21 protein-coding genes are annotated in these 25,505 nt (G+C 58.3%); 11 read left to right on the top strand and 10 right to left on the bottom strand.

Annotation, left to right across the window (positions count from 1 at the left end; genetic code table 11):
* Positions 1-17 precede the first annotated feature (17 nt).
* The gene (locus ABQ278_RS10585; protein ID WP_349319562.1) at positions 18-1,160 is read left to right on the top strand and encodes an aminotransferase class I/II-fold pyridoxal phosphate-dependent enzyme; all 1,143 of its coding nucleotides are present in this window, start codon (positions 18-20) and stop codon (positions 1,158-1,160) included.
* On the opposite strand, the gene ABQ278_RS10580 is transcribed toward ABQ278_RS10585, so the two are convergent.
* From ABQ278_RS10580 to ABQ278_RS10550, 7 genes are all read right to left on the bottom strand, one after another.
* A complete protein-coding gene (locus ABQ278_RS10580; protein WP_349319561.1) occupies positions 1,127-2,491 on the bottom strand; it encodes a phosphoesterase in 1,365 nt (454 codons plus the stop codon). The genes ABQ278_RS10585 and ABQ278_RS10580 overlap by 34 nt on opposite strands.
* A gap of 112 nt (positions 2,492-2,603) precedes the next feature.
* Complete coding sequence (gene alr, locus ABQ278_RS10575) at positions 2,604-3,914, bottom strand: alanine racemase (protein ID WP_349319560.1); 1,311 nt, start codon at positions 3,912-3,914, stop codon at positions 2,604-2,606.
* Positions 3,911-5,428: an amidohydrolase family protein gene (locus ABQ278_RS10570; RefSeq protein WP_349319559.1), complete on the bottom strand. Its 1,518-nt coding sequence runs from the start codon at positions 5,426-5,428 to the stop codon at positions 3,911-3,913. The genes alr and ABQ278_RS10570 overlap by 4 nt, the downstream gene beginning before the upstream one ends.
* A gap of 35 nt (positions 5,429-5,463) precedes the next feature.
* Positions 5,464-6,495: a cyanophycinase gene (locus ABQ278_RS10565; protein ID WP_349319558.1), complete on the bottom strand. Its 1,032-nt coding sequence runs from the start codon at positions 6,493-6,495 to the stop codon at positions 5,464-5,466.
* A 316-nt stretch (positions 6,496-6,811) separates the two neighbouring features.
* Positions 6,812-7,972 (bottom strand): carbohydrate porin, encoded by a 1,161-nt coding sequence (locus ABQ278_RS10560; protein WP_349319557.1) that lies wholly within the window; start codon positions 7,970-7,972, stop codon positions 6,812-6,814.
* Positions 7,973-8,061: 89 nt separating this feature from the next.
* On the bottom strand, positions 8,062-8,598 hold the full coding sequence (locus ABQ278_RS10555) for an N-acetyltransferase family protein (protein WP_349319556.1): 537 nt from the start codon (positions 8,596-8,598) through the stop codon (positions 8,062-8,064).
* On the bottom strand, positions 8,595-10,853 hold the full coding sequence (locus ABQ278_RS10550; RefSeq protein ID WP_349319555.1) for a S9 family peptidase: 2,259 nt from the start codon (positions 10,851-10,853) through the stop codon (positions 8,595-8,597). The genes ABQ278_RS10555 and ABQ278_RS10550 overlap by 4 nt, the downstream gene beginning before the upstream one ends.
* Before the next feature lie 128 nt (positions 10,854-10,981).
* Between ABQ278_RS10550 and ABQ278_RS10545 the strand changes: the two genes are divergently transcribed.
* Positions 10,982-11,866: a serine protease gene (locus ABQ278_RS10545; RefSeq protein ID WP_349319554.1), complete on the top strand. Its 885-nt coding sequence runs from the start codon at positions 10,982-10,984 to the stop codon at positions 11,864-11,866.
* A gap of 7 nt (positions 11,867-11,873) precedes the next feature.
* On the opposite strand, the gene ABQ278_RS10540 is transcribed toward ABQ278_RS10545, so the two are convergent.
* Positions 11,874-13,631, bottom strand: a complete 1,758-nt coding sequence (locus ABQ278_RS10540; protein ID WP_349319553.1) for an acyl-CoA dehydrogenase — start codon at positions 13,629-13,631, stop codon at positions 11,874-11,876.
* Positions 13,632-13,816: 185 nt separating this feature from the next.
* On the opposite strand from ABQ278_RS10540, the gene ABQ278_RS10535 reads away from it, so the two are divergent.
* Together ABQ278_RS10535 and ABQ278_RS10530 are read left to right on the top strand one after the other, a co-directional pair.
* Positions 13,817-15,079 (top strand): YceI family protein, encoded by a 1,263-nt coding sequence (locus ABQ278_RS10535; protein WP_349319552.1) that lies wholly within the window; start codon positions 13,817-13,819, stop codon positions 15,077-15,079.
* Entirely contained in the window at positions 15,076-15,993 is a 918-nt protein-coding gene (locus tag ABQ278_RS10530) for an L-threonylcarbamoyladenylate synthase (protein WP_349319551.1), read from the top strand. The genes ABQ278_RS10535 and ABQ278_RS10530 overlap by 4 nt, the downstream gene beginning before the upstream one ends.
* Here the strand turns inward: ABQ278_RS10530 and yaaA are convergent.
* Positions 15,990-16,781, bottom strand: coding sequence for a peroxide stress protein YaaA (gene yaaA / locus ABQ278_RS10525; RefSeq protein WP_349319550.1), 792 nt, complete (start codon positions 16,779-16,781; stop codon positions 15,990-15,992). The genes ABQ278_RS10530 and yaaA overlap by 4 nt on opposite strands.
* Before the next feature lie 196 nt (positions 16,782-16,977).
* Between yaaA and ABQ278_RS10520 the strand changes: the two genes are divergently transcribed.
* Positions 16,978-17,808: a response regulator gene (locus ABQ278_RS10520; protein ID WP_349319549.1), complete on the top strand. Its 831-nt coding sequence runs from the start codon at positions 16,978-16,980 to the stop codon at positions 17,806-17,808.
* Between the two features lie 109 nt (positions 17,809-17,917).
* Here ABQ278_RS10520 and ABQ278_RS10515 read toward each other — a convergent pair whose 3' ends face one another.
* Complete coding sequence (locus ABQ278_RS10515) at positions 17,918-19,348, bottom strand: FAD-binding oxidoreductase (protein WP_349319548.1); 1,431 nt, start codon at positions 19,346-19,348, stop codon at positions 17,918-17,920.
* 75 nt (positions 19,349-19,423) lie between these two features.
* On the opposite strand from ABQ278_RS10515, the gene ABQ278_RS10510 reads away from it, so the two are divergent.
* The 6 genes from ABQ278_RS10510 to ABQ278_RS10485 all read left to right on the top strand — a co-directional run bounded on the left by ABQ278_RS10510 (position 19,424) and on the right by ABQ278_RS10485 (position 25,497).
* The gene (locus ABQ278_RS10510) at positions 19,424-19,849 is read left to right on the top strand and encodes an NUDIX hydrolase (RefSeq protein WP_349319547.1); all 426 of its coding nucleotides are present in this window, start codon (positions 19,424-19,426) and stop codon (positions 19,847-19,849) included.
* Between the two features lie 262 nt (positions 19,850-20,111).
* Positions 20,112-20,252, top strand: coding sequence for a hypothetical protein (locus tag ABQ278_RS10505; protein WP_349319546.1), 141 nt, complete (start codon positions 20,112-20,114; stop codon positions 20,250-20,252).
* Between the two features lie 391 nt (positions 20,253-20,643).
* On the top strand, positions 20,644-23,013 hold the full coding sequence (locus ABQ278_RS10500; protein ID WP_349319545.1) for an ATP-binding protein: 2,370 nt from the start codon (positions 20,644-20,646) through the stop codon (positions 23,011-23,013).
* Between the two features lie 139 nt (positions 23,014-23,152).
* Positions 23,153-24,094 carry an SPFH domain-containing protein gene (locus ABQ278_RS10495; protein WP_349322144.1) on the top strand — a complete coding sequence of 314 codons (942 nt, stop codon included), beginning with the start codon at positions 23,153-23,155 and terminating at the stop codon, positions 24,092-24,094.
* Between the two features lie 9 nt (positions 24,095-24,103).
* Positions 24,104-24,592: an NfeD family protein gene (locus tag ABQ278_RS10490; RefSeq protein WP_349319544.1), complete on the top strand. Its 489-nt coding sequence runs from the start codon at positions 24,104-24,106 to the stop codon at positions 24,590-24,592.
* A gap of 95 nt (positions 24,593-24,687) precedes the next feature.
* Complete coding sequence (locus ABQ278_RS10485; protein ID WP_349319543.1) at positions 24,688-25,497, top strand: class II aldolase/adducin family protein; 810 nt, start codon at positions 24,688-24,690, stop codon at positions 25,495-25,497.
* Positions 25,498-25,505: the final 8 nt, after the last annotated feature.

Raw genomic sequence — 25,505 nt, 5'->3', positions numbered from 1 at the left:
TGGCCTAATCAGTACGGATGCAAAGTGACATCGACCCGTTCCGCGCCATCGAGATCAGCCGTCTGGCCCACAGCCTGAAGGCCGAAGGCCGCTCGATCATTCATATGGAATTCGGCCAGCCCTCGACCGGCGCGCCGCAGGCCGCCATCAAGGTGGCGCATGAGGTGCTCGACACCGACGGTCTCGGCTACTGGGAAAGCCCGGAGCTAAAGCAGCGGCTGGTGCGGCATTATCTTGATACCTACGGCGTCAGCGTCGAGCCCGAACAGTTCATCCTGACCTGCGGCGCGTCGCCGGCGCTGGTGCTGGCGCTGATTTCGAGTTTCTCACCCGGCGAGCGCGTCGCCTTGGCGCGTCCGGGCTATGTCGCCTACCGCAACTCACTCAAGGCGCTGCATCTGGAGCCGGTGGAAATCCCGTGCGATGCCGCCATGCGGTTTCAGCTTACCGCCGAAAGCCTCGCCGTGCTCGATCCGGCGCCGGATGGCGTAATCATAGCCAGTCCGGCCAACCCAACAGGCACTATTTTGCCGGCGGGTGAACTGGCGGCGATCGCCGAAGTCTGCCGTGCACGCGGCATCCGTATCATCTCCGATGAGATTTACCACGGTCTGAGCTATGTCGGACCGGCGCATTCCATGCTCGAATACGCGCCCGAAGCGCTGGTGGTCAACAGTTTCTCCAAATATTTCAGCATGGTGGGCTGGCGGTTGGGCTGGCTGCTGGTGCCGAAAGACCATGTGCATCGTGCCCGCGCCTTTGTCGGCAACCTGTTCCTGACCGCGCCCTCGCTCAGCCAGCACGCCGGTGTGGCGGCGCTCGATAGCCATGACGAACTGCAGGGGCATGTCGCCGTCTATACCCGTAACCGCGAGTTGTTGCTGGCGGCCCTGCCGGCGATGGGCCTGACCACTATCGCGCCGCCTGATGGCGCATTTTACGTCTATGCCAGCATTGCTCGCCTGACCGATGACAGTCTGGAATTCTGCAAGCGCTTGCTGCTGGAAACGGGCGTGGCCACCGCGCCCGGCGTCGATTTCGATCCGGACGAGGGCCGCCGCTTCATCCGCTTCAGCTTTGCGGTCTCGACGCCGGAGATCGAAGAGGCGATCCGCCGTCTGAAGGTCTATTTCACCTCTATAAACACCGGATTGGCGTAGACCCACAGGTCGGGCCACGGGTTTTCGCCGATCGGATCTTCCTTTGGTTCCAGTTCGTCGGTCGAGGTACCGCGCAGGCGGATATAAACGCTTCTGCTGGCCGTGAAGCTGTAGCTAAGCGTGATGATCTCGCCGTTCTGTTGCCAGTCGGCAGACGTAAAACGCCTGACCACGCGGGTGGTCGGATGGCTGTCAGCGGGCTTCCCGGTGATATCGCCCATGATCAGGTCGATGCGCTTCAGGGCCGCCTTATCACCATTGGCGTTGCTACCGGCCGGATCGCGCAGGCGGACCTTCACCGTTACTGTCTGGCTAGGCTTGACCTTGGCCGTGCCGCCGATATCGGCGCCGGAGACGTCCATATCCAGTTCGCTGACCAGATCGCCGGTGGTGAGGAAAACCCGGCCATGCCGCAGACCGTCCAAAATATCCTGGGGCGTGCGGCGTGCCAGAACCCAGGTCTTGGCGTATTGACCGGGCCAGAAATCTTCGCCGCCATCGGCGATATTGCGGTGCGAATCCGACGAGGCGGTGATCCAGAAGCGTCGGCCTTCGCCCAGCAGACCGTCCCAGACGCCACCGACTGTGGCGGTCATGGCATCGAAGCCGCCGAAGGTCGGTGATTTGACGTAGTAGCCGCGTTTGCGCAGGGTTTCCTGCGTGACACCCGGTTTGAGCGATGTGCCCTGATGGCCGGGTGCGCCTTCCATGCCGACGGCGATCTCTGGCGCCGTATCGTTCCAGGCACGCAATTCAGCCGGTGTATGGCCGTTATAGTCGGTCAGTCCATTGGCGGAACGCGACGGATGGTTGGCGATCACCAGCGCTTCGGGCGTCAGGGTGCGCATCTCGTGCAACATGTCGAGCATCTTCGCCGTGGTGTCGCGCGCGGGATCATCGACCTCGTCCTTGGCGTAGGCGCTCTCCAGATGGCGTAAGGTCTCGCGCTCGCGGTTGTCCAGCGGCATGATTAGGCTGGCATGGTCACCACCGGGTGTGTCCAGTTCCATGCCGTAGAACTGGATGACCTCAGGCACGGAGACCCGTGCCGCCGCCAGTTCCGGCCAGGCCTGTTCGAAGCGCTGCTTGGACAGGTTAAGGCCGCCGTGATCGATCGCCGCCATCCATGACAGGCCATAGGTGCGCGCCATCTCGGCATTCCTGGCCATGGGATAGATGCCATCGGTGCCCAGTGTGTAGACGCCGTCTTTGTAGCGGCCGGAATAGCGGCTGTGGACGTGGTGATCGCCGGCCAGCCATTGGCGCTCTTCAGCGTGGGCCGTCATGGCCATCAGGGAAGCGCCCAGCAGCGCGATCATCAAACGGGACATGGACTTCCTTTGATACAAAAAGGAATTTGTAGGCCGCGCCTGTTACAGCTATGTGACGCGTCATAACAAACGCGGCACCAAGCCTGCGTGGACAAGGCTAAATCTCAGTTTATCAAGTGGCAGGTCGTGTGTCGTCTTTGGCAAGCGCACTTGGTTTAAGCACACGGGGCAGGGCGGCGCCCAATATGCCCAGCATCTCAGGGCCATAGGCCGAACCGTTGGCTTCGAATTCAGCCTGGGTGATGCGCTCGTGGCCTTGCGCGCCGAAGAGCACGACCTCATCGTCCAGATGCAGCGCATTCGGTCTGTCGGTCACATCGACCATCATGGTGTTCATTGTCACCCGTCCAACCACGGGGAAGCGCCGGCCGCCGATCAGCACCTCGGTGTGGTTCCGGCCTTCGGCAGGAAATTCGGCCCTGTTGGCATGGCTGAAACCGCGCCGGTAGCCGTCCGAATAACCGAGCGGAATATTGGCGAGCCAGCTTTCCCGTTCCAGCCGATAGGTGCGGTCATAGTTGACCGTCTGGCCTGCCGGATAATGGTTGATCGCGGCAACCCGTGACTTGATCGTCATGGTGGGGAGGTAGGCATTTGTCTTTACAGAACCGGGATCGCCGTAGAGAAGCCCGCCGACGCGCACCATGTCCAGCCATGTGTCCCGGTGCTCCAGAGTCGCAAAGCTGTTCGCCGTGTGGCGTATCAGCTTGCCGGATTTCACGCCCTGAGCGTTCAGCCAGGCGAGATCAGCATGATAATGTTGCAACTGACCAAGAATGTCGGCAGCGTCCTCACTGGGATAGTGGGTCATGGCGCCCGCTATCCGAAGTTTGTCGCATGAGGTGATGGTCCGTGCATCCTTCTGGCCATAGTCCGTGGAAAGCTCAACGCCGTTTCGTGACATACCACCGCTGTTCAGCGCCAGATGTACCGGCAGGCTGGTTGGCCTGGTCTGCTTTTTCGCCAGGGCCTGTAGGAAGGCGGCGGAATCAGGATTGCCGATCAACTCTTCAATGGCGAAGGGCAGTCCATCCTCCATTTCGTCAGGTGTTGCCGTGCGGACCCGGATCAGACGGCCCTGATAGCCGAGTTCGCGGGCAACCCGCGCCTCATCATTGGACGTGATGGCGACATCGCTGATCTGCTTCTTAATGATGGATGGCATCAAAAGCGCGATACCGTTGCCATAGGCATCCGCCTTCATGACGGCGCAAAGGCGCACCTGACCGAGCAAGCTATTAACAGTGTCGATATTGGCCTCGAACGCATCGGCGTCGATTTCAATCCAGCCGTTCCGGCGCCTGGCCTGTTCGAGGGTCAGGCCAGAATTGTTGGCAGTGAGAACCGGGGCGGCAGCGGCCCGCACCGCCGTGAGCGCAGTGAGCCCCGTCACCCCCGCCAGAAAGGATCGCCTCTGCATCATTGCCCCTCCCGCTTGATAAACTCTCCGGGATAGTTGCCGGTCGGCTGAGCCTTGCGATACACCAGCACACCATTCACCATCACATCGGAAACACCGACAGCCAGGGCGCCCGGAGTCTCCACCGTGGCCCGGTCTGCGATCTGATCGGGATCGAACAGCACCAGATCGGCCTTGTAGCCCGGACGGATCAGGCCGCGTCCCTTCAGGCCCACATTCTCCGCCGCCAGCGAGGTCATCTTGCGGATCGCCTCGGTCAAGGTGAGCCGGTGCTGCTCTCGAACGTAAACCCGCAGCATCTTGGCAAAGGCGCCGGCGCCGCGCGGATGGCGCGAAACGATCATCCCGTCCGAACATAGATTGCTGTAAGGCCAGGCGATGAAGTCAGCGACATCTTCCGGGGCCATCGCGGTGCCGATCACTGCTTCGACAGGTTCTATGCCGGGGTGGGCCGATCTCCAGGCCTCAGCGGTCTGGATCAGCCAGAGATAGGTGGCGGCCGGTTCCTCGTGTCGCTGCGCCGAGATCTCGGCGATCGTGTGCCCCACCAATGACGGGTCGGGCGCGTAGACGCCAAGCCGCATGCCCTCAGGCGTTGTGAGGTGGGTGAGGGCGAAGCGCGCTGCCGAAAGATCGGTGAAATCGCGCTTGGGAAACAAGACCGTCAGGGTCGACTGCCAATATTCGTAGGGGTAGACGTCGGCCGTGACCTTGATGCCGCGCGCACGCGCGGCGTCGAGTTTGGCCAGCACGGTCTTGGCGTCGCCCCAGCGATCGACGATTCCCAGCTTGAGGTGGGAAATCTGGACCGGGATACCCGTCTTTGCGCCTATGTCGAGCAACTCATCAAGCGCCGCGTCGAAACCCGTGTCTTCGCTACGCATATGGCTGATATAGCGGCCCCCGTCGGCTGCGGCCGTTCGGGCCAGTGCCACCACTTCGTCGTGGTTTGAGTAAATGCCGGGATCATATTCCAGACCTGTCGACAGCCCGAGAGATCCGGCCTTCATGTCCACGTCCAACAGGCGCTGCATTGCCTGTATCTCTGACGAGGTGGCCACCCTTTTGAAATCCGTCCCCATCACCTGAGAGCGCAGATATCCATGGCCGGTATAGGCCGCCACATTCACCGCTGCGGGGCGCGTCGTGAATTGCTTCGAAATGTCGGCAAAAGCGCCCGAACTCTCGCCGTCCTGACCGACAACAATAGTCGTGACGCCTTCCGCCAACAGTTGTGGCATGGCGCGATCCGCGTAATCGCCGCGATCATGATGGCTGTGGCTGTCGATGAAGCCCGGCGCCAGTGCCAGCCCCTTCGCCTCGATCACGGTTTCCCCTTTGTGGGGGCGCAGTTTGCCGATAGCGACAATGCGATCATTCTCAACCCTCACAAATTCCTGCCTGGCAGGGGCACCGGAACCATCATAGACCATGGCGCCCGTAATCAGGGTAGAGGCCGCTGCGGGGTTGCCTAAAAGAAGAAGTACCGCGGCGGCGAGCCCGGATCCTCTCAGCATGGCGGAACGCGAAAAGACGTGCAAAGGCAGGGCCATCATGGTGCTACGGCCTCATCGCTGGAAAGAACCATCTTGCCGCCGCTGACAGAGTAGTTGCGATCAAAAGACGGGCGCTCGACCTTGCCGTCTGGCAGATGAAGCAGGGATTGATGTCCAATGCCGATAACATGGATGCGTGGCACTTCCAGTGGACCGGGCTTGTTGGGCACGCGCAATGAGGCGCCATCCACCAGCCAGGCGCCGCCGTCTGCCTCAGTGGCGTAGATGCGTGCTGAACCGTCCGGTTCGACGGCGAGGGCGGCACTTTCGTCGACGCCCAGGCCCAATAACGGGGTGGCATCGGCCGGCCGGCCGAGTTGCGCCTTGGCCAGAAAGGCAAACAGTCTGCCCAGTCTGTCGCGCTCCTTGAAATGGGTGTCGGTCAGCACACCTTTGAGCAGGGCGAGATGGAGGAAATCGCCTTCGATCGTGTTACGAGCGCTAAAAGGATCAGCCAGACCTTCCGGTGAGGTCAAGCTGGTGCTGTCCATGCAGCCATAGAGCATTTCCCCCAAAATCGCGAGACCCGCGCTGGTGCCGGCGAGCGGCTTTCCGGCCAAGACATGTGCGTCCATAATGTCAGCGACCGGCGTACCGCGCCACATTTTGACATAGTCCGACTGGTCACCACCCGAGATGAAAATGCCATCCGCGCGCTTCAGGGCGTCAATGACTTTCGGATCGTAGGCCGCGTCGCGAGTCTTGAACACGAAGGTTTCCGCGGAAAGAATGCCGCCGACCTCGCGCTTGAATTCCTTGCCGATTTCGGGGCCATAAGCCGCGCTCAGGATAACGATGTGACCATGCCCGGCCTTGGCAAAAAACCACTTCATGGCATCGATGTTTCGATCACCACCGCCCATGAGGAGCAGGCCGCCAGATACCGGATCCGGAGTCGGCGCTTTCAAATCGCCAAGTTCATAATGCTTATAGCCGGTGGGCCTTGCCTGTGCCGCGAGCGTTCCTATAAAACTGGCAGCTAAGCAGGCGACAATCGCCATCAGAACCCGGGTGTGGGGTTTAAGCATGTCTCGGCTCCATCAGATGTGTGAATGATGTTTTCTACTTACGCATACCCTTCCAACAGAAAGCAAATTTCACCAAAAGGAAAGCAAAATGTTATAAAATTGAGGCAAAATGTACGTGCTGGATAATATTTTGATTTAATGGCCTTTATAGCCACCCGTCTGTCGCGTAACCGCCCTGGTGAGCGAGACGCTAGTCATGCGAATGGCTCGCCTTTGGCGGCAATAGTCCTAAATCGGGCGATCAAACGTGGTGCCGATCAACTTATTTCCGCCGCCTAACGCCTCGCCTGCGGTGCAATAACGCTGCCTTAAGGCGTCACCGAAGCTCGGCTTTCATCCGCACGCCAATGACCAGGGCGTCATCTATATCGCTGCGACCGAACGGATTCTGAACATATTGGACGTCGGGCTGGATCGACAGGCCGTCGCGGATATCCCAGCGATAGGTCAGTTCATAAGTGACTTCGCGCTTCAGGGATTCGCTGACAGACGCCTGATACGGCGCGCCGAAATGCGAGGCCGCGATAGCGAAGCCCAGTTGGTCGGTATCATGGCCTTTGAGCGGGCCGGTATAGACCAGACCGCCGCCGATATAGTCGGCTATGGCCATGAGCTCGTCATTGGCGGTGCCGGCACGGACCCAACCTTTCAGGCCCTGCTCATTTTCAGACGCTTCTTGTATAAGCGTAAAGCCGAGCTGGACGTACGCCCCGCTATTATCCTTGGAGGTGTTGGTGCCGTCCAGGCGATCGAGCGTCGCCGTGTTTTTCCAGGCGCCCAGTTTCACGAAACCGCCCTTGAAATCATACTGGTATTCGCCGATCAGATGGCTACCTTCTTCGGCGGACAGCTTGATATAAACGAACTTCGTGGTGTCGTAGGGATCGCCCGGCACGCCGTCGAACGTCCCGGCGCGCACCGACTGATGCGCACTTAAACGCCATTCGCCTACGAGACCAAGACCTGTGGTCGGGAAGATGGACGGGCCGGTCTGCGAATAGTCGATGCCGATGCCGTGCGAGGCATTGAGAAAGACGGTCGCATTGTCCTGGACATCGAAAATGCCGTTGAGATTGATCAGGCCGGCCATCACGTAACCGCGGTCATCGCTAAAGTTCTTTTTGCCGTAGGCCTCGAACAGTCGCCAGCCATCCGGACAATCGATATTGGAGGTCACCTGCACGTCGCCGACGCGATTGGCCGAGAAGTCATCACCGAAATCACCCAGCACGTAGCCGAAGGCTTCCCAGCCGTTATCACCTTGCCAATGGGCCGTCAGATCGAGATTGCTGAGCGAACTGCTGCCGACATTGAGGCCGCCTTTGACGACAGAATTGACTTCCGTCGTCAGGACGGCGCCGGTCTCGAAACTGTCGGCGCGCGCCTTGGTGGTCACGACCGCCCCCAGAACGAGCAGACCGACGAAACCAATAAAACCGATGGAGGAAGACTTGCGGTGTGGGTGTAGAACGGACATGCACAAACTCAGGTAAGCTGTTACTTTCCCTGATATTATTCCACAAAAGCACTACCATAAAGTGAACGGCGTTATCTCGATTGGGGCGGTTAGTCGTCCCAACCATCCCCTTCCGGTGTCAGTGTAAAAGGCAGGAGGTCGCGGGTCATGAAGACGACATCGAGCCAGCGCCCGAACTTGAAGCCAGCGCGCGGCAGATGGCCGGTATGTTCGAAGCCGAGAGAACGATGAACGGCGATGGAGGCGAGATTGTCGCTGTCGCCAATCACCGCGATCATGCTGTAGAGACCGCGTTCGGTGCAGAGGTCTATCAGTCTTTGCAACAGCGCCTTGCCTAGGCCGCGACCGGTGGCTTGCGGCGCCAGATAGATGCTGTCCTCGATACCATACTTATAGGCTGGTCGCGTGCGGAAGGGAGCGGCATAGGCATAGCCCAGAACTTCCCCCCCTTCGACCGCTACAAGGTAAGGCAGGCGCAAGCCCGTGACGTTATGAAAACCGGCCAGCATCTCCTCGCGTGACGGGGCTTCGAGCGCGAAGGTGCCGGTGCCGTTATCGACGTTCCAGGCATAGATGGTGGTGATTGCGGTGAAGTCGTCTTCCGTCGCCGGACGTATATCGATCATGTCAAAGCCTTCTGCTCCTGCGCCCAGATAGCGAAGGCATAGTCGAAGGCAATTTCTTTAAGAAAATCGAAGCGGCCGGAGGCGCCGCCATGACCGGCCTCCATATTGATTTTGAGCAGCATCGGGGCATCCGATGTCGATTTTTCGCGCAGGGCGGTGATCCATTTCATCGGTTCCCAATAGGTGACGCGCGTATCGCTCAAGCCTCCCGTGGCCAGCACCGGCGGATAGGCCTTAGCGGTGATGTTGTCGTAAGGCGAGTAGGAGGCGATGTAGCTATAGGCCTCTTCGTCTTCCAATGGATTGCCCCATTCCGGCCATTCCGGCGGGGTAAGGGGCAGGGAGGTGTCGCTCATGGTGTTGAGCACGTCGACAAACGGTACGGCCCCGATAACGCCGGCCCAAAGGTCAGGTCGCAGGTTGGTGACCGCGCCCATCAGCATGCCGCCGGCCGATCCGCCATAGGCGACAATCTTGCCCCGCGTGCCGTAACCGGCGTCGCACAGGCTTTCGGCGCAGGCGATGAAATCGGTAAAGGTGTTCATTTTCTTATATTTACGGCCATCGAGGAACCAGCCGTAGCCTTTTTCCGAGCCGCCGCGGGTATGGGCGATGGCGTAGACCCAGCCGCGATTGACGAGGCTAAGACTACGAATTGAGAAACCGGGGTCCATCGGCATACCGTAGGAGCCATAGCCATACAGTAACAACGGGGCGGAGCCATCGAGCCTGGTGTCGGCCTTCATCAGGACGGTGATTGGCACCTGCTGGCCATCGGGCGCGGTGGCATAGAGCCGGCGGGCGATATAGTCCTTTGGATTGTGACCGGACGGGATGATCTGCGTCTTGCGCAGCACCTTGTCGCGCGTCTCCATATTGTAATCGAGCGTCTGGGCCGGTGTGGTCGGCGAGGTGTAGGTGTAGCGGATAATGTCGGTGTCGTACTCATAACCACCCGAAGCGCCGAGGGCATAAGCTTCCTCAGCGACGTCGATGAAGTGCTCGGTCATATCGGCCTTACGCGTGATAACGATGCGCGTATTGGCGTTTTCGCGCTCAACACGGATCATATGGCGCTTGTAGACGCCGGAACCGGTGACATAGATGCCCGGGCGGTGTGGCACCAGATCGCTCCAGGTGGCGCGGGCAGGTTTGTCGGCGGTCGAGACCATCAGCTTGAAATCAATAGCCTCGTCGGCATTGGTGCGGATGATAAAGCGGTCATCCCAATGGTCGATATCGTACTGGATGCCTTCGTGACGCGGTTCGACCACGAACGGCAGGGCTTCGGGCGTGGCGGCGGGGATGAGCCAGGTTTCCGAGGTCTCGTGATTGCCGGCACCGATGCTGATGAAGGCGTCGGAACTAAGCGTGCCGATGCTCAGGAAGAAGCCGTCGTCCTTTTCATCATAAACGAGCACATCCTTGCCACCTCTGGCCAGGCGGCGATACACCTTGGCCGGGCGAGAGTTTTCATCGCGCCAGGTCCAGAAGATGTACTTGGAATCGGGCGAGAAGGTGAAACCGCCATCGCAGCTCTCGATCGGGTTGGGCAGGATGTCGCCGGTGGCTAGGTCCTTGACGTAAACCTTGTAATATTCCGAGCCTTGCGTGTCCTCGCCCCAGGCGAAAAGCGTGTGGTCGGGGCTGTGCTGGGCGTCGGAGGTTTCGTAAAAGTCGCTTGTCTTGGCGCGTTCGTCCTCATTGAGCAGGATCTGCTCTTGCGCGCGGGTGTCGTCGGTAGATGGAATCGCGGCGTCAAAGGCGCCTTTGGTGCGTGGACGGCGGGCGATGATCGGGTGCTGGGCGCCTTTTTCGAAGCGAGAATAATATTCCCAAGGGCCATCTGCGGTTGGCACCGAGGCGTCGTCCTCCTTGATGCGTCCCTTCATCTCGTTGAAGATCTCGTCCTGCAAGGCCTTTGTGCTTTCCAGCATGGCGGCGCTATAGGCGTTTTCATCGATCAGGGCAGCCTTGATGTCGGCACGGATCAGGCCGGGATCGCGCAGCACGGCCTGCCAGTTATCGTCCTTCATCCAGTGATAATTATCGATGCGCTTGTGGCCCAATTGCACGATTTCAAACGGCTTGCGGGCGGGTGAGGGCGCGACAGGCTGGGTGGCGGCTTTGGCTTGTGCGGGCAATGGAGGCTCCTTGAGCGTCTCGGAAGGTGTGGCGGCAAAACCAGCCTGGGTCATAAAACTGGCACCAAGCGAGGTCAAAATGAAAGTTCTGCGGTCGGCACGGCTTTTCATGGCTGAGTTCGCCTGACAGATTGGAAAGGGCCTTTGCGGCGCGCGATTGGGGTAGAGGATTGACCCAATCCGGAAATGCCGTCAAATGGCTTTAGGGTTTCGAGAGCCGAAAATGGGGGATATGGGTGATGATGGATGTTGACCTGACCGTGGCGCTGATCAAGGCTACCGTCCAGATCGATCAGCCGATCAGTGAGGCCAAGCGCATGGTCGGCACGGGCTTCCTGATTTCGGTGCCAAAGGCCGACGGCACGACGCAGATCGTGTTGGTCACCGCCGCCCATGTTTTTGAAAAGATGCCGGCGGCCGATGTGCGTATCGGCTGGCGCGTTCAGGGGGCCAAGGGCAACTGGAGTTATGTCCCGTCCAACATGACCATTCGCTCAGCCACGGGGCCGGTCTGGTATCAGCATCCGGCGCAGGATATCGCCGTCATTCCGGTCAATGTGCCGGAATCGTTGCGTGATTCCGCCATTCCCGTCAGTTGGCTGGCCGACGACACCACCTTCATTAACGAGCGCGTGGTGGCTGGCGATGAGATGGTGACGCTGGGCTATCCGCATGGACTTTCGGCCAATGTGGCGGGCTTCCCGATCTTGCGGGCCGGACGCCTGGCCTCCTATCCGATCTCGCCTTCCAGCACCTATCCGACCTTCCTGATCGACCTGACGGCGGTGCCGGGTAATTCCGGTGGTCCGGTTTTCATGACCAGCCAGGGCGGCAAGGGCCATACCTTTATCGCCGGCGTGCTGATCAAACAGGTCGAGGACGACAATCAGCGCCTGGAACTGGGTGTGGTGACCGACGCGATCTTTGTGCGCGAGACCATCAATATCATGCTGAAGGCGCAAGCCAGCGGCGCGCATCCTTCGGTTAACCTGCTGCCAACCGCGCCGGCGCCGATGCGAACGCCGGGCGGCCCGACCACGGACACACAAGACATGACCCGCCGGACCAATGCGCGACCGTCGGAAGGCGAAGGCGGTCCGATCGGCGACACGCCGTCAAATTAATCGAAACTTAATCGAGGCTGAGCGTCAGACCATCAAGAGCGCCATACCCTGACTTGATGGCGGCGAGGTGCGCCGGTGCGTGGCTGAGCGTATGGGCGCAGAACAGGCGCGCCAGCTTGATGCGGTCATTCAGCCAGGCAGCATCGCCCGTCGCCAACTGGCTTTGCGCCACCAGAGCCCCTTTAAGCAGCAGCCAGCCGCCGATCAGATCGCCGCTGAGTTGCAGATAGGTGGTGGCGCCGGTTGCAACATCGAGCGGTGCCTTGGTCTTTTGCGTCAGCAGATGATCTGAGGCCACCGAGAAGGCGGTGACGGCAGCATGTAGAAGCTCAAATTCCGCTTTAAAATCGGCTTGCAGGGCATTGATTTCCAAGAAGGAGCGAATATCGGCTTCGAGTTCACGCGCGGCCACGCCATCGCTGCCGAGCTTGCGCCCAACCAGATCGGCGGCCTGAATGCCATTGGTGCCTTCGTAGATCGGGGCTATGCGGGCGTCGCGGTAATATTGCGCCGCGCCGGTCTCTTCGATGAAGCCCATGCCGCCATGGACCTGAACCCCGAGGGAGGCGACTTCGACAGCGCGATCCGTGCTCCACGCCTTGGCGATGGGCACGAGGAAATCCTCGCGGCGCTTGTGGCGGGCGTTGTCTTCATCCACCTTGGCGGCGTCGATGGCCGCGGCGGTTGCCATGCAAATGGCGCGGGCGGCTTCCGTCTTGGCCTTCATCTGGGCCAGCATCAGGCGGACATCAGGGTGATCATAGATCGGCGCGTAGTCCTGACCGGTGATCAGCGACTTGCCCTGACGGCGATCGAGCGCATAGGCCTGCGCTTTTTGCCAGGCCGCATCCGCCAGACCGACGCCTTCAAAACCGACGGCGAGACGCGCGGCGTTCATCATCGTGAACATGGCAGCGAGGCCACCATTGGGCGGGCCGATCAGTTCGGCTTGCGCGCCTTCAAACGACATGACGCAGGTCGGTGAGGCATGGATGCCGAGCTTGTGCTCCAGCCCGACGCACTTGACCGTGTTGCGCACGCCCTTATTGCCTTCGGAATCGAGCAGGTATTTCGGGCACAGAAACAACGAGATGCCGCGCGTGCCTTTGGGGGCGTCGGGCAGGCGCGCCAGCACCAGATGGATGATGTTGTCGGCGCCATCATGCTCGCCCCAGGTGATGAAGATCTTCTGGCCGGTGATGGCGTAGGTGCCGTCGCCATTGGGTTCGGCTTTCGTGGTGAGCGCCGCCAGATCGGAACCGGCGCCGGGTTCGGTCAGGTTCATGGTGCCGCACCAAACACCTGAGATCAGTTTGGGCAGGAAGAGGTCCTTTTGTGCTTGCGATCCGTGGGCGTGGATGGCTTCGATCGAGCCCTGACTAAGCGTCGGCAGCAGGGTGAAGGCCATGTTGGCGCCGTGGAACATGTCGAAACAGGCCTGTTCGAGCATTTTGGGCAGGCCTTGTCCGCCAAAGGCCGGATCGGCCGCCAGGCCATACCAGCCGCCTTCGGCATAGGCCTTGATGGCGTCGAGGAAGCCCGGCGCGACCACCACGCGATCACCATCAAGCTTTGTGCCATTCAGGTCGCCGACACGATTAAGCGGCGCCAGCACATCACCGGCCAATTGACCGGCGGCGTCCAGCACGGCATCGCGCAGGGATTCGTCAAAATCCGGGAAGGCGGAAGTGTTGTAGCTGTCCGACATGCCGATCACATGATCGAGGCAGAAGGTGATGTCTTTGATGCTCGGGCGGTAAGTCATGGCGAGTCCCTGTATTTTCGCTTAGTCTATGACGGTAAGGGACGTGTCGCAAGTTTAATTTACGCGAACGTCAACTTTTAAATTGCAGCGAGCGCTTGAATTGTGCTTGCAGCTGTTACATATAATTTCGCATGACGTTCCGATGCCCTTGGTGTATGCAGGGTTTATCTGAGGAGAGTGCCCACATGAGCGACCTGACCCCGACCAGCTATAATCGCTACAGCCGCTATATCCACTGGCTGATGGCCTTTCTGATCCTGTTCATGGTGTTCCTGGGCTGGCGTTTCGAAGACAAGGACACGTTGCTGTTCAATCGCGCCAACCTGCACAAGTCGATCGGCATCCTGATTTTCCTGCTGACCTTTCTCCGTGTAGGTTTGCGTTTCGCCTACAAAGCGCCGCCCGAACCGCCGATGCCAAAATGGCAGGCCCTGGCGGCGCAAGCCCTGCACGTCGCGTTCTACGTTGTCATGATCGCCCTGCCGCTGTCGGGCTGGCTGATGGTCTCGACCTCGGCGCGCGAAATTCCTTTTTTCGGCATAGCTTGGCCGCATCTGCCGGTGCCCCAGACACACGATGCGCATGAAACCTTTGAAGCGGCGCACGGCCTGATCGCCAAGCTGCTGTTCTATGCCATGATCCCGCTGCATGTTCTTGCCGCGCTCAAGCACCAGTTCGTCGACAAGGATACGGTGGTTGAGCATATGGTGCCGGGACTGAAACCTCGCCCGATCCTGAACTATCGCTGGATGCTGCCAATCGGCGTTGTGGCGCTGGCCGTAGCCCTCGGTTTCGGCATCATGCGCGGCACGCCACTGGAAACCGGCGAACCCGCTGCGCCACCCGCAGAAGTGGGAGATGCAAGTGCGCCGGCGGAAGCAGCGGCCACGGAGTTTGCTTCGGCATCTGCCTCAGCCTCACCGTCACCCTCACCGGAAGCGGTGGCGATCACGACCTGGAGCGTCGATAAGTCCGCCACCAGGATCGCCTTCTCAACGACGTTTTCGGGCGAAGCGGTCAATGGTGGATTCAGCGCCTATAGCGCCAATATCGCCTTTGATCCGGAGCAACTCGATAAGTCCCGCGTCAGGGTGACGATTGATCTCGCCTCGGTCAATTCTGGGGATAACGACCGCGATGGCACGCTGAAGAGCGCGTCCTTCTTCAATATCGCAAGCACGCCAAAAGCTGTCTTTGAAGCGGCAAGCTTTACCAAAAAAGATGCGACACATTTTGTCGCCAAGGGCAAACTGACCCTTCACGGCAAAACGCAGCCTCTTAGCCTGCCGTTCACTCTGACCATCAAGGACGATATCGCTACTATGTCTGGCAATGTTGATCTCGATCGCACAGCGTTCGGTGTCGGGTCTGGCGAATGGGCCGCCACGGATTCCATCCCGGCCAAGGTGTCGGTCGCCATCAGCCTGAAAGCCAAAGCGTCTAAATGAGTGTTGTCGACGCGGCTGTCCGTGCCCTGCGTGAGGGCGGTCTGATCCATCTGCCTACGGAGACGGTTTATGGATTAGGCGCTTCTGCGTCCGATCCGGAAGCGGTGATCAAGGTTTTTGAGGCCAAGGGACGGCCGCGTTTCAATCCGCTTATCGTCCACGTGGGGGACATGGCGTTGGCTGAGCGCATCGGCATCTTTGATGACCGCGCCCGTACGCTTGCGGCGGCCTTCTGGCCGGGATCGCTTACCCTTGTCGTGACGGTGCGCGATACCGATCTGGTCTGCGATCTGGCGCGCGCTGGCCTCGACAGCGTGGCCCTGCGGATGCCGGATCATAAGGTGGCGCTGGACATCCTGCGTGGTTTTGGCGCGGGCGTGGTGGCGCCCTCGGCCAATCGCTCCGGTCGTCCGAGCCCGACTACGCAACGAGATGCCTTTGAAGAAACCGGCGCCTTTGTGCAGGTATCGCCCGATGGCGCCGATTGTCAGGTTGGTGTGGAATCAACCGTTGTCAGTTTGCTGGGAGACGTGCGTTACCTGCGCGCTGGCGCCGTGACGCGAGCGCAGATTGAGGCCGTTGTCGGGCCATTGGCGCAGGATGAAGCCGACGGGCATAGGTCACCTGGGCGGATGGCACTGCATTATGCGCCCGATGCGCCGGTAAAAATCAATGTTGAAAATCCAACGGCCGGCGCGGCCTATCTGGCCTTCGGCCCTGTGCTTCATGACGGGCCGGTGATCCAGTTGAGCGCCACGCGCGACCTGCATGAAGCCGCGGCCAACCTCTTCAAGGCGCTGCGGGAAGCCGATCGCTTCAAGCCGCCTGTCATCGAAATCGCACCCATGCCTGAGGACGGTATAGGCGAGGCGATCAACGACCGCATAAAGCGTGCCGCTGGCTTTGTCGGTTAGGCCGCCTTCTTCGCCTTGGTCAGCAGTTCGGGCTGCGTGCGGGTGAACACCCAGTCATCATCCTTCGATAGATCGGCGCGGAAGCTGTAATCGGCGATCTTGAAGTCCTTCAGACCCTCGATGCGATCCACGCGCTGATCAATCATGTAACGCGCCATCAGGCCACGCGCCTTCTTGGCGAAGAAGGACACGATCCTGGCCCGATTGCCTTTGATCTCCAGAAAACGTGGACTGACAACCTTGGCTTTCAGCGCCTTGGTCAGGGCGGCGCGGGCATATTCCTGGCTCGCCAGATTGACCACGGTGTCGCTGCCTTGCTCTTGCAATTCCGCCGTGAGGCTCTTGGCGAGACTATCGCCCCAGAACTGATAAAGCGTTTCCGCTCGACCGACTTTCAGGTGTGAACCCATTTCCAAACGGTAGGGGCGTATGAGGTCGAGTGGACGTAAGATACCGTAAAGACCGGACAGGATGCGGAGATGCGTTTGCGCCCACATCGCGCCTTCTTTATTCAGGGTGCGCGCTTCAAGACCGGTATATACATCACCATCGAACATGAAGACGCAAGCGCCTGGCGTCTGATTTTCAAAGCCCTGATAACGCTCGTAGTTCAGGTCGCTCAAGGCTTTGGAGATATCCATCAGTTCGGCGATGTGCTTGGGCTTCAGGCGCTTAAGGGCGGTTAGAAGCTTTTGGCTCTGGTCCGGAAAGCGCGTTTCAGTAGGCGCCAGGCCGATGTCAAATGGTGTCAGGTCGAGCGATTTGGCGGGGGAAATGAGGGTCAGCATGATCGCTCTTTTAACTTTGTCGGCTTGCAGGGGCGTATGGATGTTGAACATAGGGATGTTCGAGGTGCAAGGCAATCATACGGATGGTCTTTGCTGTGACTGATTAATACGCGCTAACCTTTAAACTTACGGGGTTTTTAAGGCTTTTTAACTTAACAAGGGCCTGTGTTGTATAGCGTCTGTATCTGGTGTCCGTATGAGTTTAGGTAGTGTGCTCGTCATGGATCAGAACCGTGATCAGGCGCAGCGCATCGCCACGATGCTGCATGATCAGAAATGGACATCTGTTCTTAGCTTTGATCAGCGCATGGCCATGCGTATGCTGAAGTCCAGTCGCTTCCATCTGTTGTTGTTTGATTCCCAAGGCGAACGCGGCACGACGATCGACCTGCTTGGTGAAATTCGCCAGGACGCTCAGGATGCACCGCTGGCCATCATGTCCAATGGCGTCCGGCGCGATGGCAAGATTGATATCTCAAGTCATGCAGGGCAGGGCGGCAGCGCCGATTTCGTACTGCAGAAACCGTTCAATCCTGAAAAACTTAAAGGTCTTCTGGCCGATACCAACGCATACCACCGGGCGCGTGCAAAAGATCACCACGTTCTGGTCATAGAAGATGACGAACTTCTGCGTCATGATGTCTGCGCTGTGCTCAGGCAGGTCGGCTACAAGGTGTCCTACACTTCAAATATGGAGGACGCCTTCTTCGACCACAATCTCGGCATGATCGATGTTGTGGTGACGGCTGTCCTGATTCCCGGCATTGGCGGCATTGAGGGGACGGCGCAGATCAAGTCCGACTTTGGTCACGTCAAGGTCGTTGCCATGTCGCAGGGCGTTGACAGTACGATTACCGCCGTGCATGTTCTGGCGGCAGCAAAGGCCGCCGGTGCTGATGCGCTGCTGCCGAAGCCCTTCACCATGCACGATCTGCTCAAAACCATGAACGGCGTCATCCGCGCCAAGGAAGACGATCCGGAAATAGATCTGGCGCAAGCCGCCGTTGACGCTATTTTCGCACGTTGATCCATGCCATTGACCGCTAAGACCTTCCTGCCATAGCCGCCTGCCCTGATGGGCTTGGAAACGACTCTATACCGACCCAAAAGTTGTTGTGAACTTCCGTGAGTAGAGTCTAAAACAATACGTGCGGGTTCATGATGCGCTTCGGGTCCAGCGCTAATCGCAGGGCCTGCATGGCGGCGATAGCCACCGGGTCTTTATAAAGCAGGGCTTCCTGCGTTTTCATACGGCCCAGGCCATGTTCAGCGGAAATCGAACCCTCATACTGATGCACCAGGTCGTGGACGACCTTGGCGCCTTCGTCGCGCATGGCGTTGAAGGTAGCAGGATCCATCCCGACCGGCACGATGACGTTAAAGTGGACATTGCCGTCGCCGACGTGGCCAAAAGCTACCAGGCGCGCACCCGGCAGGAAGGCCTCGATCGCTTTTGCGCCTTCCTCCATATATTCAGCCATGCGTGACAGCGGCACAGAGATATCGTGTTTCCAGGCCGCGCCCTCCACCTTTTCGGCGGCTGAGTGATCTTCGCGCAGGCGCCAGAATTCGGCGGCTTGGGTTTCGTTCTGGGCGATAACGGCATCAAGCACCAGATCTTCCTCGAAGGCCGCTTCGAGCAGGCGTTCCATCGAGGCGGAGGCGCCTTCAGGATCGCCGGACGCGACCTCGATCAGGGCGTACCACGGATATTCGGCGCCCAGCGGTTCGCGGGTATCAGGAATATTCTTGAGCACCAGCGAAAGGCCGTAACGCCCCATCAGCTCGAACGCCTCGACCTGACCGCCGGTTTCCTGCTTGGCGCGCACCAGCAGGTCGATAGCCTTCTGTGAGCTTTCAAACGCCACAATGGCGGTGGAGCGCGAATTCATGATCGGGAACAGCTTGAGCGAGGCTGCGGTAATAATGCCGAGCGTGCCCTCGGCACCTATGAACATGTGTTTGATGTCGTAACCGGTATTGTCCTTGCGCAGGCGCTTCAGGCCGTTGAAAATTTCACCATTGGGCAGCACCACCTCAAGCCCTGATACCAGATCGCGCGTCACGCCATAGCGCAGCACGGCCGTGCCGCCGGCATTGGTCGAGATGACGCCGCCGACTGTGGCGGTGCCTTCGGCGGCCAGAGAGAGCGGGAAATAGCGATTGGCTTTTTCAGCGGTCTGTTGGGCATCCAGCAGGGTCAGGCCGGCTTCGAGCACCATGGTGTCGTCGGTCGGGGCCACGTCGCGGATCGCCTTCATGCGTTCAAGCGAGATCAGGATTTCACCGAACGGAATTTGGCCGCCGACCAGCCCGGTATTGCCGCCCTGGGGGGTGATGGCCACGTTGTTATCGTAGCATATCTTGACGACAGCCGCGACTTCCTCGGTCGATTTCGGCAGGACCAGAAGGGGCGTATGCCCTTTCCATTTGCCGCGCCATTCGGTCAGCTTCGGATCGACCCGCATTGCGTCTTCGCTATAACCGGCCTCACCAACCACAGCCTTAATCTGGGCGATGACATCTGGAGCGACTGGCGGGGCTTCGGCGAAAGCAGACGTGGACATGGTGACCTCTGTTGAGACTCGGCACATAAGGCGAAGGAACGGAACGCGGATTGCGTTAAGCGAGAGAGGCCGCAAGTGCAAGACACAAAACCTAATCCTTCAGGTCAGCCTGGCTTATATCCTGTACCTGCGGTGGGCGTAGTGTGCTGGCGTGGCGAAGAGGTGCTGCTTATAAAGCGGGGCTGGGCGCCCCGTTTAGGAGACTGGTCGATCCCTGGTGGCAAGGTTAATCTTGGTGAAAGCCTGCATGCTGCGGCGCTGCGAGAGCTTTATGAGGAAACTGGCGTTGTTGCGGAAATTGGCCCTTTACTCGCCGTTTACGAGATAATTGAGGCGCAGTTTCACTACGTGCTTATCGACTATGCGGCGAATTGGAAAAGTGGCGAGGCCCACGCTGGCGATGATGCGGCGGAAGCGCGTTTTATGTCTCTGGATGAGGCTATGTCTTTGATAAATAAGGACGATATGCGCGATGTGTTGATGCGTTCCAGTCTTTATTAAAAACTTGCAGGTTGAGCAAAACGACTGTGATCGTCATGGCGCAGTTACCGCTAAAATGATCAAATACTGAAGGTGACAATAACTTCATCGTTTTCGCGCCTTGTGCGAAATCCGAAAATATGATTAATGCTCGGTTAACGCTAATGAAGGGTTAAAATCCTTATCTGGTCGTTGCGGGCGAGGCTTGAGTTTTTCTGAGCGTTTCAGTGTGAACTCCAGACTGTGTCCAGTTTTGGTTTGGTGTATATTCAGGAGTAAGCCTATGAAGAAGTTCGCAATTGCCATCGCCGCCGTCGCTCTCAGCGCCAGCGCCGCTTTCGCCGTCAGCCAAGCCGTCGCGCACCAAATGCCGACCTGCAACTGCTCGCCGAAGTTCGGTTGCGTTTGTGGCGGTGCTAACTAGCACTGCGGTTAAGCAACGCGATGGAGCGCATTAAATTGCGCTCTAATATCTGCAAACGCCCCGCTTAATGCGGGGCGTTTTAATTTTTTAGCCTCCGTTTACCGCACACTTAAGCGAATACTAAGGTCTTTGTGGCTTTACTATTGGTAACTTAGGTATGGGAGACGGCATGGGTCGCTCTGGTCTGACTATGAGCTCTGCGGCCAAAAGGCATTTGTTTGCCTTGGGGAGCGCGCTGGTTATTGGCTGGGCTGCAAGCGCTGCACAGGCACGCCAGGACGAGCCTGCTCCGCGTCATGACAAGCTGGTCGCTGTCTATAATCTTGTTTCGGCCACACCCTTCATTTATGCGCAAAATGAAATAGATCGATATGGCGAAAGTGCCATCAGGATGACCGGGGACGCCCGCATATATGCCCTTTGGCGTGTGCTCTATGCTTACAAGACCGATCAGAACGAAGACAAGCTGACGGCCTGGCACGACCGCATCCTGAGGCTGGCGCAGAAGGAAAATGACAGCAATCTCGATCTTCTGGCGCGCTTTATGTTTCAGGCCTATGCCAGTGAAAGCCACGGCTATAACGGTTTTAATGACCGTGAATGGAACACCTATCTGACAACGCCTGACCGCGCTCTCCAAGGGATCGTTATGGTTGAGCGCGTACGTCACTTGCAACATTTTGAGCAGTGGGCCGATGCCATTGATTTAGGTGATAAGCTGATCGTGCGCTTGCAGGCTGAGGGGGCGGCGGCTGAACCCGTGCTTGAGGCCGCACACCAGGTCATAGCTTTTTCTTTGAGTGCTGTTGGCGACTATGATGCCTACGCCGGTCATATGCTTTCTATGGCGCAGTTGTCGCAAAAAAATGCTTTCTTCTCGCAAAAGATGGACATCGTCTACGATCTGGCGCTTTGGGCAGCGAAAGAGAACGATATGCCGGTGGCCGAACAATTGCAAAAGCTGCATGCGTATTATGTGCGCAAGTACAACGTCGAAGATTTAAAAACTTGGGATGAATATCTCTGCGCCACCATTGAAGATCAGGCGCAGAAGTATCAGGCCGTGAAAGAGTGTCTCAAGGATTCCTATGTCATGAAGGGCGTGACGGGGAACATGCTGGATGTGTGGAAGCTGCGTTTACTGGCGCGCGCCTATGCAGACGGACCAGATGTATCGCGCGCGCGCTTTTTCCTGGCGAAATTACGAGCTGTGCCGGATAGCATGAGCCCGCGTGACACTGTCTTTGAAGAACGTGTTGAAGCCTATATATTACATGCGGAAGGGCGTCATTCCGAAGCTTTTGTGAAGATGGACGAATGGGGGCGGCATAAGTCACTCTATTATGAGTACGCCAAGGTCTGGGCTGTAGAAGGCATGTATAAGGCCCTGCGTAAGGAACTCGATTCCAAAACGGCCGAAAGCCGTTTGCTGGTCAAGCAGGTGCAGATGCGCAACCTGCTGCTGGGTGCAGCCGTACTTATCGCCTTCCTGCTCATCGTCATTGTTATCGGCGGCGCGCTTTGGGTGATGCGTATGCGCCGGATGCAGTGGCATCTCAAGGATGCACATGAGCATGCCGAGGCGGCCAATGCGGCCAAGTCGCGCTTCCTGGCTGTCATGAGTCACGAATTGCGCACGCCTCTTAATGGCGTACTTGGCATGGCGCAGGCGCTAAAAAAGGATGAACTGAACGACACCCAGCGCGAGCAGGTCGATATTCTCGTCGACTCTGGCAAGACCTTAATGGTCTTGCTCAATGACGTACTGGACATGTCCCGTATCGAAGCCGGTAAGATCGAGCTGGCGCCTACGCCTTCGACCATGAAGGACATGATTGAGCGCGTTATCAATACCTACGGCTCAATGCTTGATGGCAAGGACGTGATGTTGCGCTATGATCTGGCCGAAAGCGCCACAGCACCGATGACTTTCGACGTGCTGCGTGTCTATCAGTGCCTCTCCAACCTCGTGTCCAATGCACTTAAGTTTACCGAGAAAGGAACGGTGCGCATTCTCGCCTCGGCGGATCATCACGATCAGGGCGGCTACAAGGTGCGTGTTGAGATACGTGATACCGGTATCGGCATGAGCAAGACCACGCTCGATAAGCTGTTCGAGGCCTTCACCCAGGCTGATCCGATCACAGCCCGCAAATATGGTGGCACGGGGCTGGGCCTCAATATCAGCCGCCGTCTGGCAGAACTGATGGGGGGCTCTCTCAGCGTAACCAGCGAAGAGGGAGTCGGTTCATGTTTTGTCATGACGTTCGAAGCCGGCGAGGTCGTCACAACACCGAACGCAATGGAAGCCTCGGATGTGAAAGTCACACCGAAACGCGACGATGACGCCGACCTGCCGGGTATGAAGATCTTGCTGGTCGATGATCACCCGGTCAATCGCAAGGTGGCGCGTCTGTTCCTGGAACCGTTTGGCTTCGTCATCACCGAGGCGGTTGATGGCCAGGAAGCCCTGGACCTTGATATGTCGCGTTATGACCTGGTGCTTATGGACCTCAACATGCCGCGTCTGGGCGGGCTGGAGGCCACACGCATCTTCCGCTCGCAGGAAGCCGAAGGGCAGCATGTGCCGATCATCGCCCTGACGGCTGATGCCATGCATGATCAGATCGAAGCCTGCCATGCCGCCGGTATGGATGCGCACATCGCCAAGCCGATCATTATGGATACGCTGGTCGATACAGTGGCGCGCCTCTTGCGCCTCAAGGACGAGGAAAACGCGCCTGCCCAGGAAGTTGCGTAACTCACGCTGATTTTACAAAACTATTCCGATTGCCCTAGAGCATGAGCGCAACTGGCTGTATAGTTGCGGCTGTGAAAAGATACCCCATCTACGGAAGGTATTTTTATCGGGGGAGGCGCAGCTTATGCAATCAATATCTATCTTTGGTCCATTGACCTTAATCGTCGTGGCTCTTGGCATTATGCTTTTGTTCAGCATCGTCAAGATTGTGCCACAAGGCTATGAATTCACGATAGAAAATTTCGGACGCTACACACGCACGCTTAAGCCCGGTATCGCCTTTCTCACACCTTTTGTTGAGGCCATTGGCCGCAAGGTCAACGTTATGGAGCGCGTGTTTGATGTGCCGCAACAGGATGTCATCACCAAGGACAACGTGAACGTTAAGGTGGATGGCATTGTTTTCACTCAGGTTATGGACGCGGCCCTTGCGGCCTATCGTGTCGATAATCTCGACAACGCCATCACGCAACTGGCCATGACCAACCTGCGCACCGTCGTCGGCGCCATGGAGCTTGACGAGGTTCTTTCGCAACGCGACGCCATTAATTCACGTCTGCTCAGCGTCATCGATCACGCCACGAGCCCCTGGGGCGTCAAGGTCAACCGCATCGAGATCAAGGACCTCAAACCGCCGCACGACATTACCGATTCGATGGCACGCCAGATGAAGGCTGAGCGCGAGCGCCGCGCCCTGATCATCGAAGCCGATGGTGAAAAGCAGGCCGCCATCGCCCGCGCCGAAGGTCAGAAGCAATCCGCGGTTCTGCAATCCGAAGGCCGTAAGGAAGCCGCCTTCCGTGACGCCGAGGCGCGCGAGCGCTCCGCCGAGGCCGAAGCCAAGGCCACCGACATGGTGTCTCAGGCTATCGCCAAGGGCGACATCAACGCCATCAATTACTTCGTGGCGCAGAAATATGTCGAGGCCTTCGGCAAGTTTGCTGAATCGAACAATACGAAGACCCTGATCATGCCGGCGGACATGTCGTCGCTGGCGGGCATGGTTGGCGGCGTGTCAGAACTGATCAAGACGGTCAGCGGTACGGATGCGCCCAAGTCGCCGCCCGCTAAGAAAGTATAGGAGGTGCTGATGGATTTATCATCTGTCTTCCAGATGGGCCCGTTTGGCATCAATGCCTTCTGGATATGGTTTATCTTCGGTCTGCTGCTGCTGGGCGTGGAAATTTTCATCGGCACGCAATGGCTCTTGTGGTCAGCCGCCGCGGCTGGCGTTGTGGCTGTGGTCTGCCTGACCGGCTTGCCGTTTGGCCTTTTCTTCCAGGCCCTGACCTTCGCCATTTTGAGCGTCGTCATGGGCGTGCTGACGCCTAAGTTTTTGAAGGTGGCCTCACACAGTCCGGACGTCAACGATCCGCATCGTCGCATGGTGGGCAAACAGGCCGAGATCCTGAGCGGCTTCGAGCCGGTTGTAGGGGGAGAGCGCACCGGGCGCGTGGTGTTCGATGGTGTTGAGTGGCCGGCTGTACTTAATGAGGTCTCTGAGGGCCATCTGGCCGTCAATGATCGCGTCCTGATCGAGCGTGTTCATGAAGGGCGTATTTTCGTCAAGCGGATCTAATTTCCCTTACGTCACTTAGGTTTGCGTAGAAAAATTTCATTTGCCATCGCCTGAAATCGGGTTTCCTATGCCATCAAAAGCAGAGGAAACCTAAAATGGCTCACGATGATCAGGCCCCCATCCGCGTCGATATGTCCGATGTTGAATGGAAGGCGCGTTGCGATCTGGCGGCGCTTTATCGTTTGGCCGCGCTCTATGGCTGGGATGATCTGATCTTCACCCACATCTCGGCGCGTATCGCCGCAAAGGATTCGTGGGTGAAACAACCGGATGGTGCTTATGCACCTTCGGAGACCGATCATTTCCTGATCAATCCTTATGGTATTTTCTTCAACGAAATGAAGGCATCCGATCTGGTTAAGGTCGATATTGCGGGCAAGATGGTGAGTGATGTGCCGGCCATGATTAATCCGGCGGGCTTTACTATCCACAGCGCTATTCATGGCGCTCTGGCCGATGCCCATTTTGTTCTGCACTTGCATACCGACCACATGACGGCTGTTTCTGCGCAAAAAGAAGGCCTGTTGCCTCTGACGCAAAACGCCCTGCTGCTGCGTCCGCAACTGGCCTACCATGACTATGAGGGGGTGGCGCTGGAACTGGAGGAACGCGCACGTCTTGTCGCCGATATCGGTCAGAAGCGCATCCTGATGCTGCGTAATCACGGCACCCTGACCTGGGGTACAACGGCGGCCGAGGCATTCACCATTATGTATTTTCTCGAACAGGCCTGCCGGCAACAGGTCATGGCCTTAAGCGTGGGGCGTGACGGTGTTCTGGAGGTGGGACAGGCGGTTCAGGACAAGGTGGCGCCGCTCTCAGGTGGCATAGGTTTTGTTGGCGGCCTGGTCTGGCCAGGTCTTATGCGTAAGCTCAATCGCGAAGCGCCGGGCTATGACGCCTGAGTTATAAA

Origin of the sequence: Asticcacaulis sp. MM231, assembly GCF_964186625.1 — a bacterium.
Taxonomy (GTDB): Bacteria; Pseudomonadota; Alphaproteobacteria; order Caulobacterales; family Caulobacteraceae; genus Asticcacaulis.
This window is presented reverse-complemented; position numbering and strand designations above follow the sequence as displayed.

Coding starts and splice junctions, on each gene's coding strand:
- ABQ278_RS10580 (WP_349319561.1), bottom strand. CDS start 2,491: ATGTCCCGTTTGATGATCGCGCTGCTGGGCGCTTCCCTGATGGCCATG.
- alr (WP_349319560.1), bottom strand. CDS start 3,914: ATGATGCAGAGGCGATCCTTTCTGGCGGGGGTGACGGGGCTCACTGCG.
- ABQ278_RS10555 (WP_349319556.1), bottom strand. CDS start 8,598: ATGATCGATATACGTCCGGCGACGGAAGACGACTTCACCGCAATCACC.
- ABQ278_RS10585 (WP_349319562.1), top strand. CDS start 18: ATGCAAAGTGACATCGACCCGTTCCGCGCCATCGAGATCAGCCGTCTG.
- ABQ278_RS10535 (WP_349319552.1), top strand. CDS start 13,817: ATGAGCGACCTGACCCCGACCAGCTATAATCGCTACAGCCGCTATATC.
- ABQ278_RS10505 (WP_349319546.1), top strand. CDS start 20,112: ATGAAGAAGTTCGCAATTGCCATCGCCGCCGTCGCTCTCAGCGCCAGC.
- ABQ278_RS10550 (WP_349319555.1), bottom strand. CDS start 10,853: ATGAAAAGCCGTGCCGACCGCAGAACTTTCATTTTGACCTCGCTTGGT.
- ABQ278_RS10540 (WP_349319553.1), bottom strand. CDS start 13,631: ATGACTTACCGCCCGAGCATCAAAGACATCACCTTCTGCCTCGATCAT.
- ABQ278_RS10490 (WP_349319544.1), top strand. CDS start 24,104: ATGGATTTATCATCTGTCTTCCAGATGGGCCCGTTTGGCATCAATGCC.
- ABQ278_RS10485 (WP_349319543.1), top strand. CDS start 24,688: ATGGCTCACGATGATCAGGCCCCCATCCGCGTCGATATGTCCGATGTT.
- ABQ278_RS10570 (WP_349319559.1), bottom strand. CDS start 5,428: ATGCTGAGAGGATCCGGGCTCGCCGCCGCGGTACTTCTTCTTTTAGGC.
- ABQ278_RS10560 (WP_349319557.1), bottom strand. CDS start 7,972: ATGTCCGTTCTACACCCACACCGCAAGTCTTCCTCCATCGGTTTTATT.
- ABQ278_RS10545 (WP_349319554.1), top strand. CDS start 10,982: ATGATGGATGTTGACCTGACCGTGGCGCTGATCAAGGCTACCGTCCAG.
- ABQ278_RS10520 (WP_349319549.1), top strand. CDS start 16,978: ATGAGTTTAGGTAGTGTGCTCGTCATGGATCAGAACCGTGATCAGGCG.
- ABQ278_RS10500 (WP_349319545.1), top strand. CDS start 20,644: ATGACCGGGGACGCCCGCATATATGCCCTTTGGCGTGTGCTCTATGCT.
- ABQ278_RS10515 (WP_349319548.1), bottom strand. CDS start 19,348: ATGTCCACGTCTGCTTTCGCCGAAGCCCCGCCAGTCGCTCCAGATGTC.
- ABQ278_RS10530 (WP_349319551.1), top strand. CDS start 15,076: ATGAGTGTTGTCGACGCGGCTGTCCGTGCCCTGCGTGAGGGCGGTCTG.
- ABQ278_RS10565 (WP_349319558.1), bottom strand. CDS start 6,495: ATGCTTAAACCCCACACCCGGGTTCTGATGGCGATTGTCGCCTGCTTA.
- yaaA (WP_349319550.1), bottom strand. CDS start 16,781: ATGCTGACCCTCATTTCCCCCGCCAAATCGCTCGACCTGACACCATTT.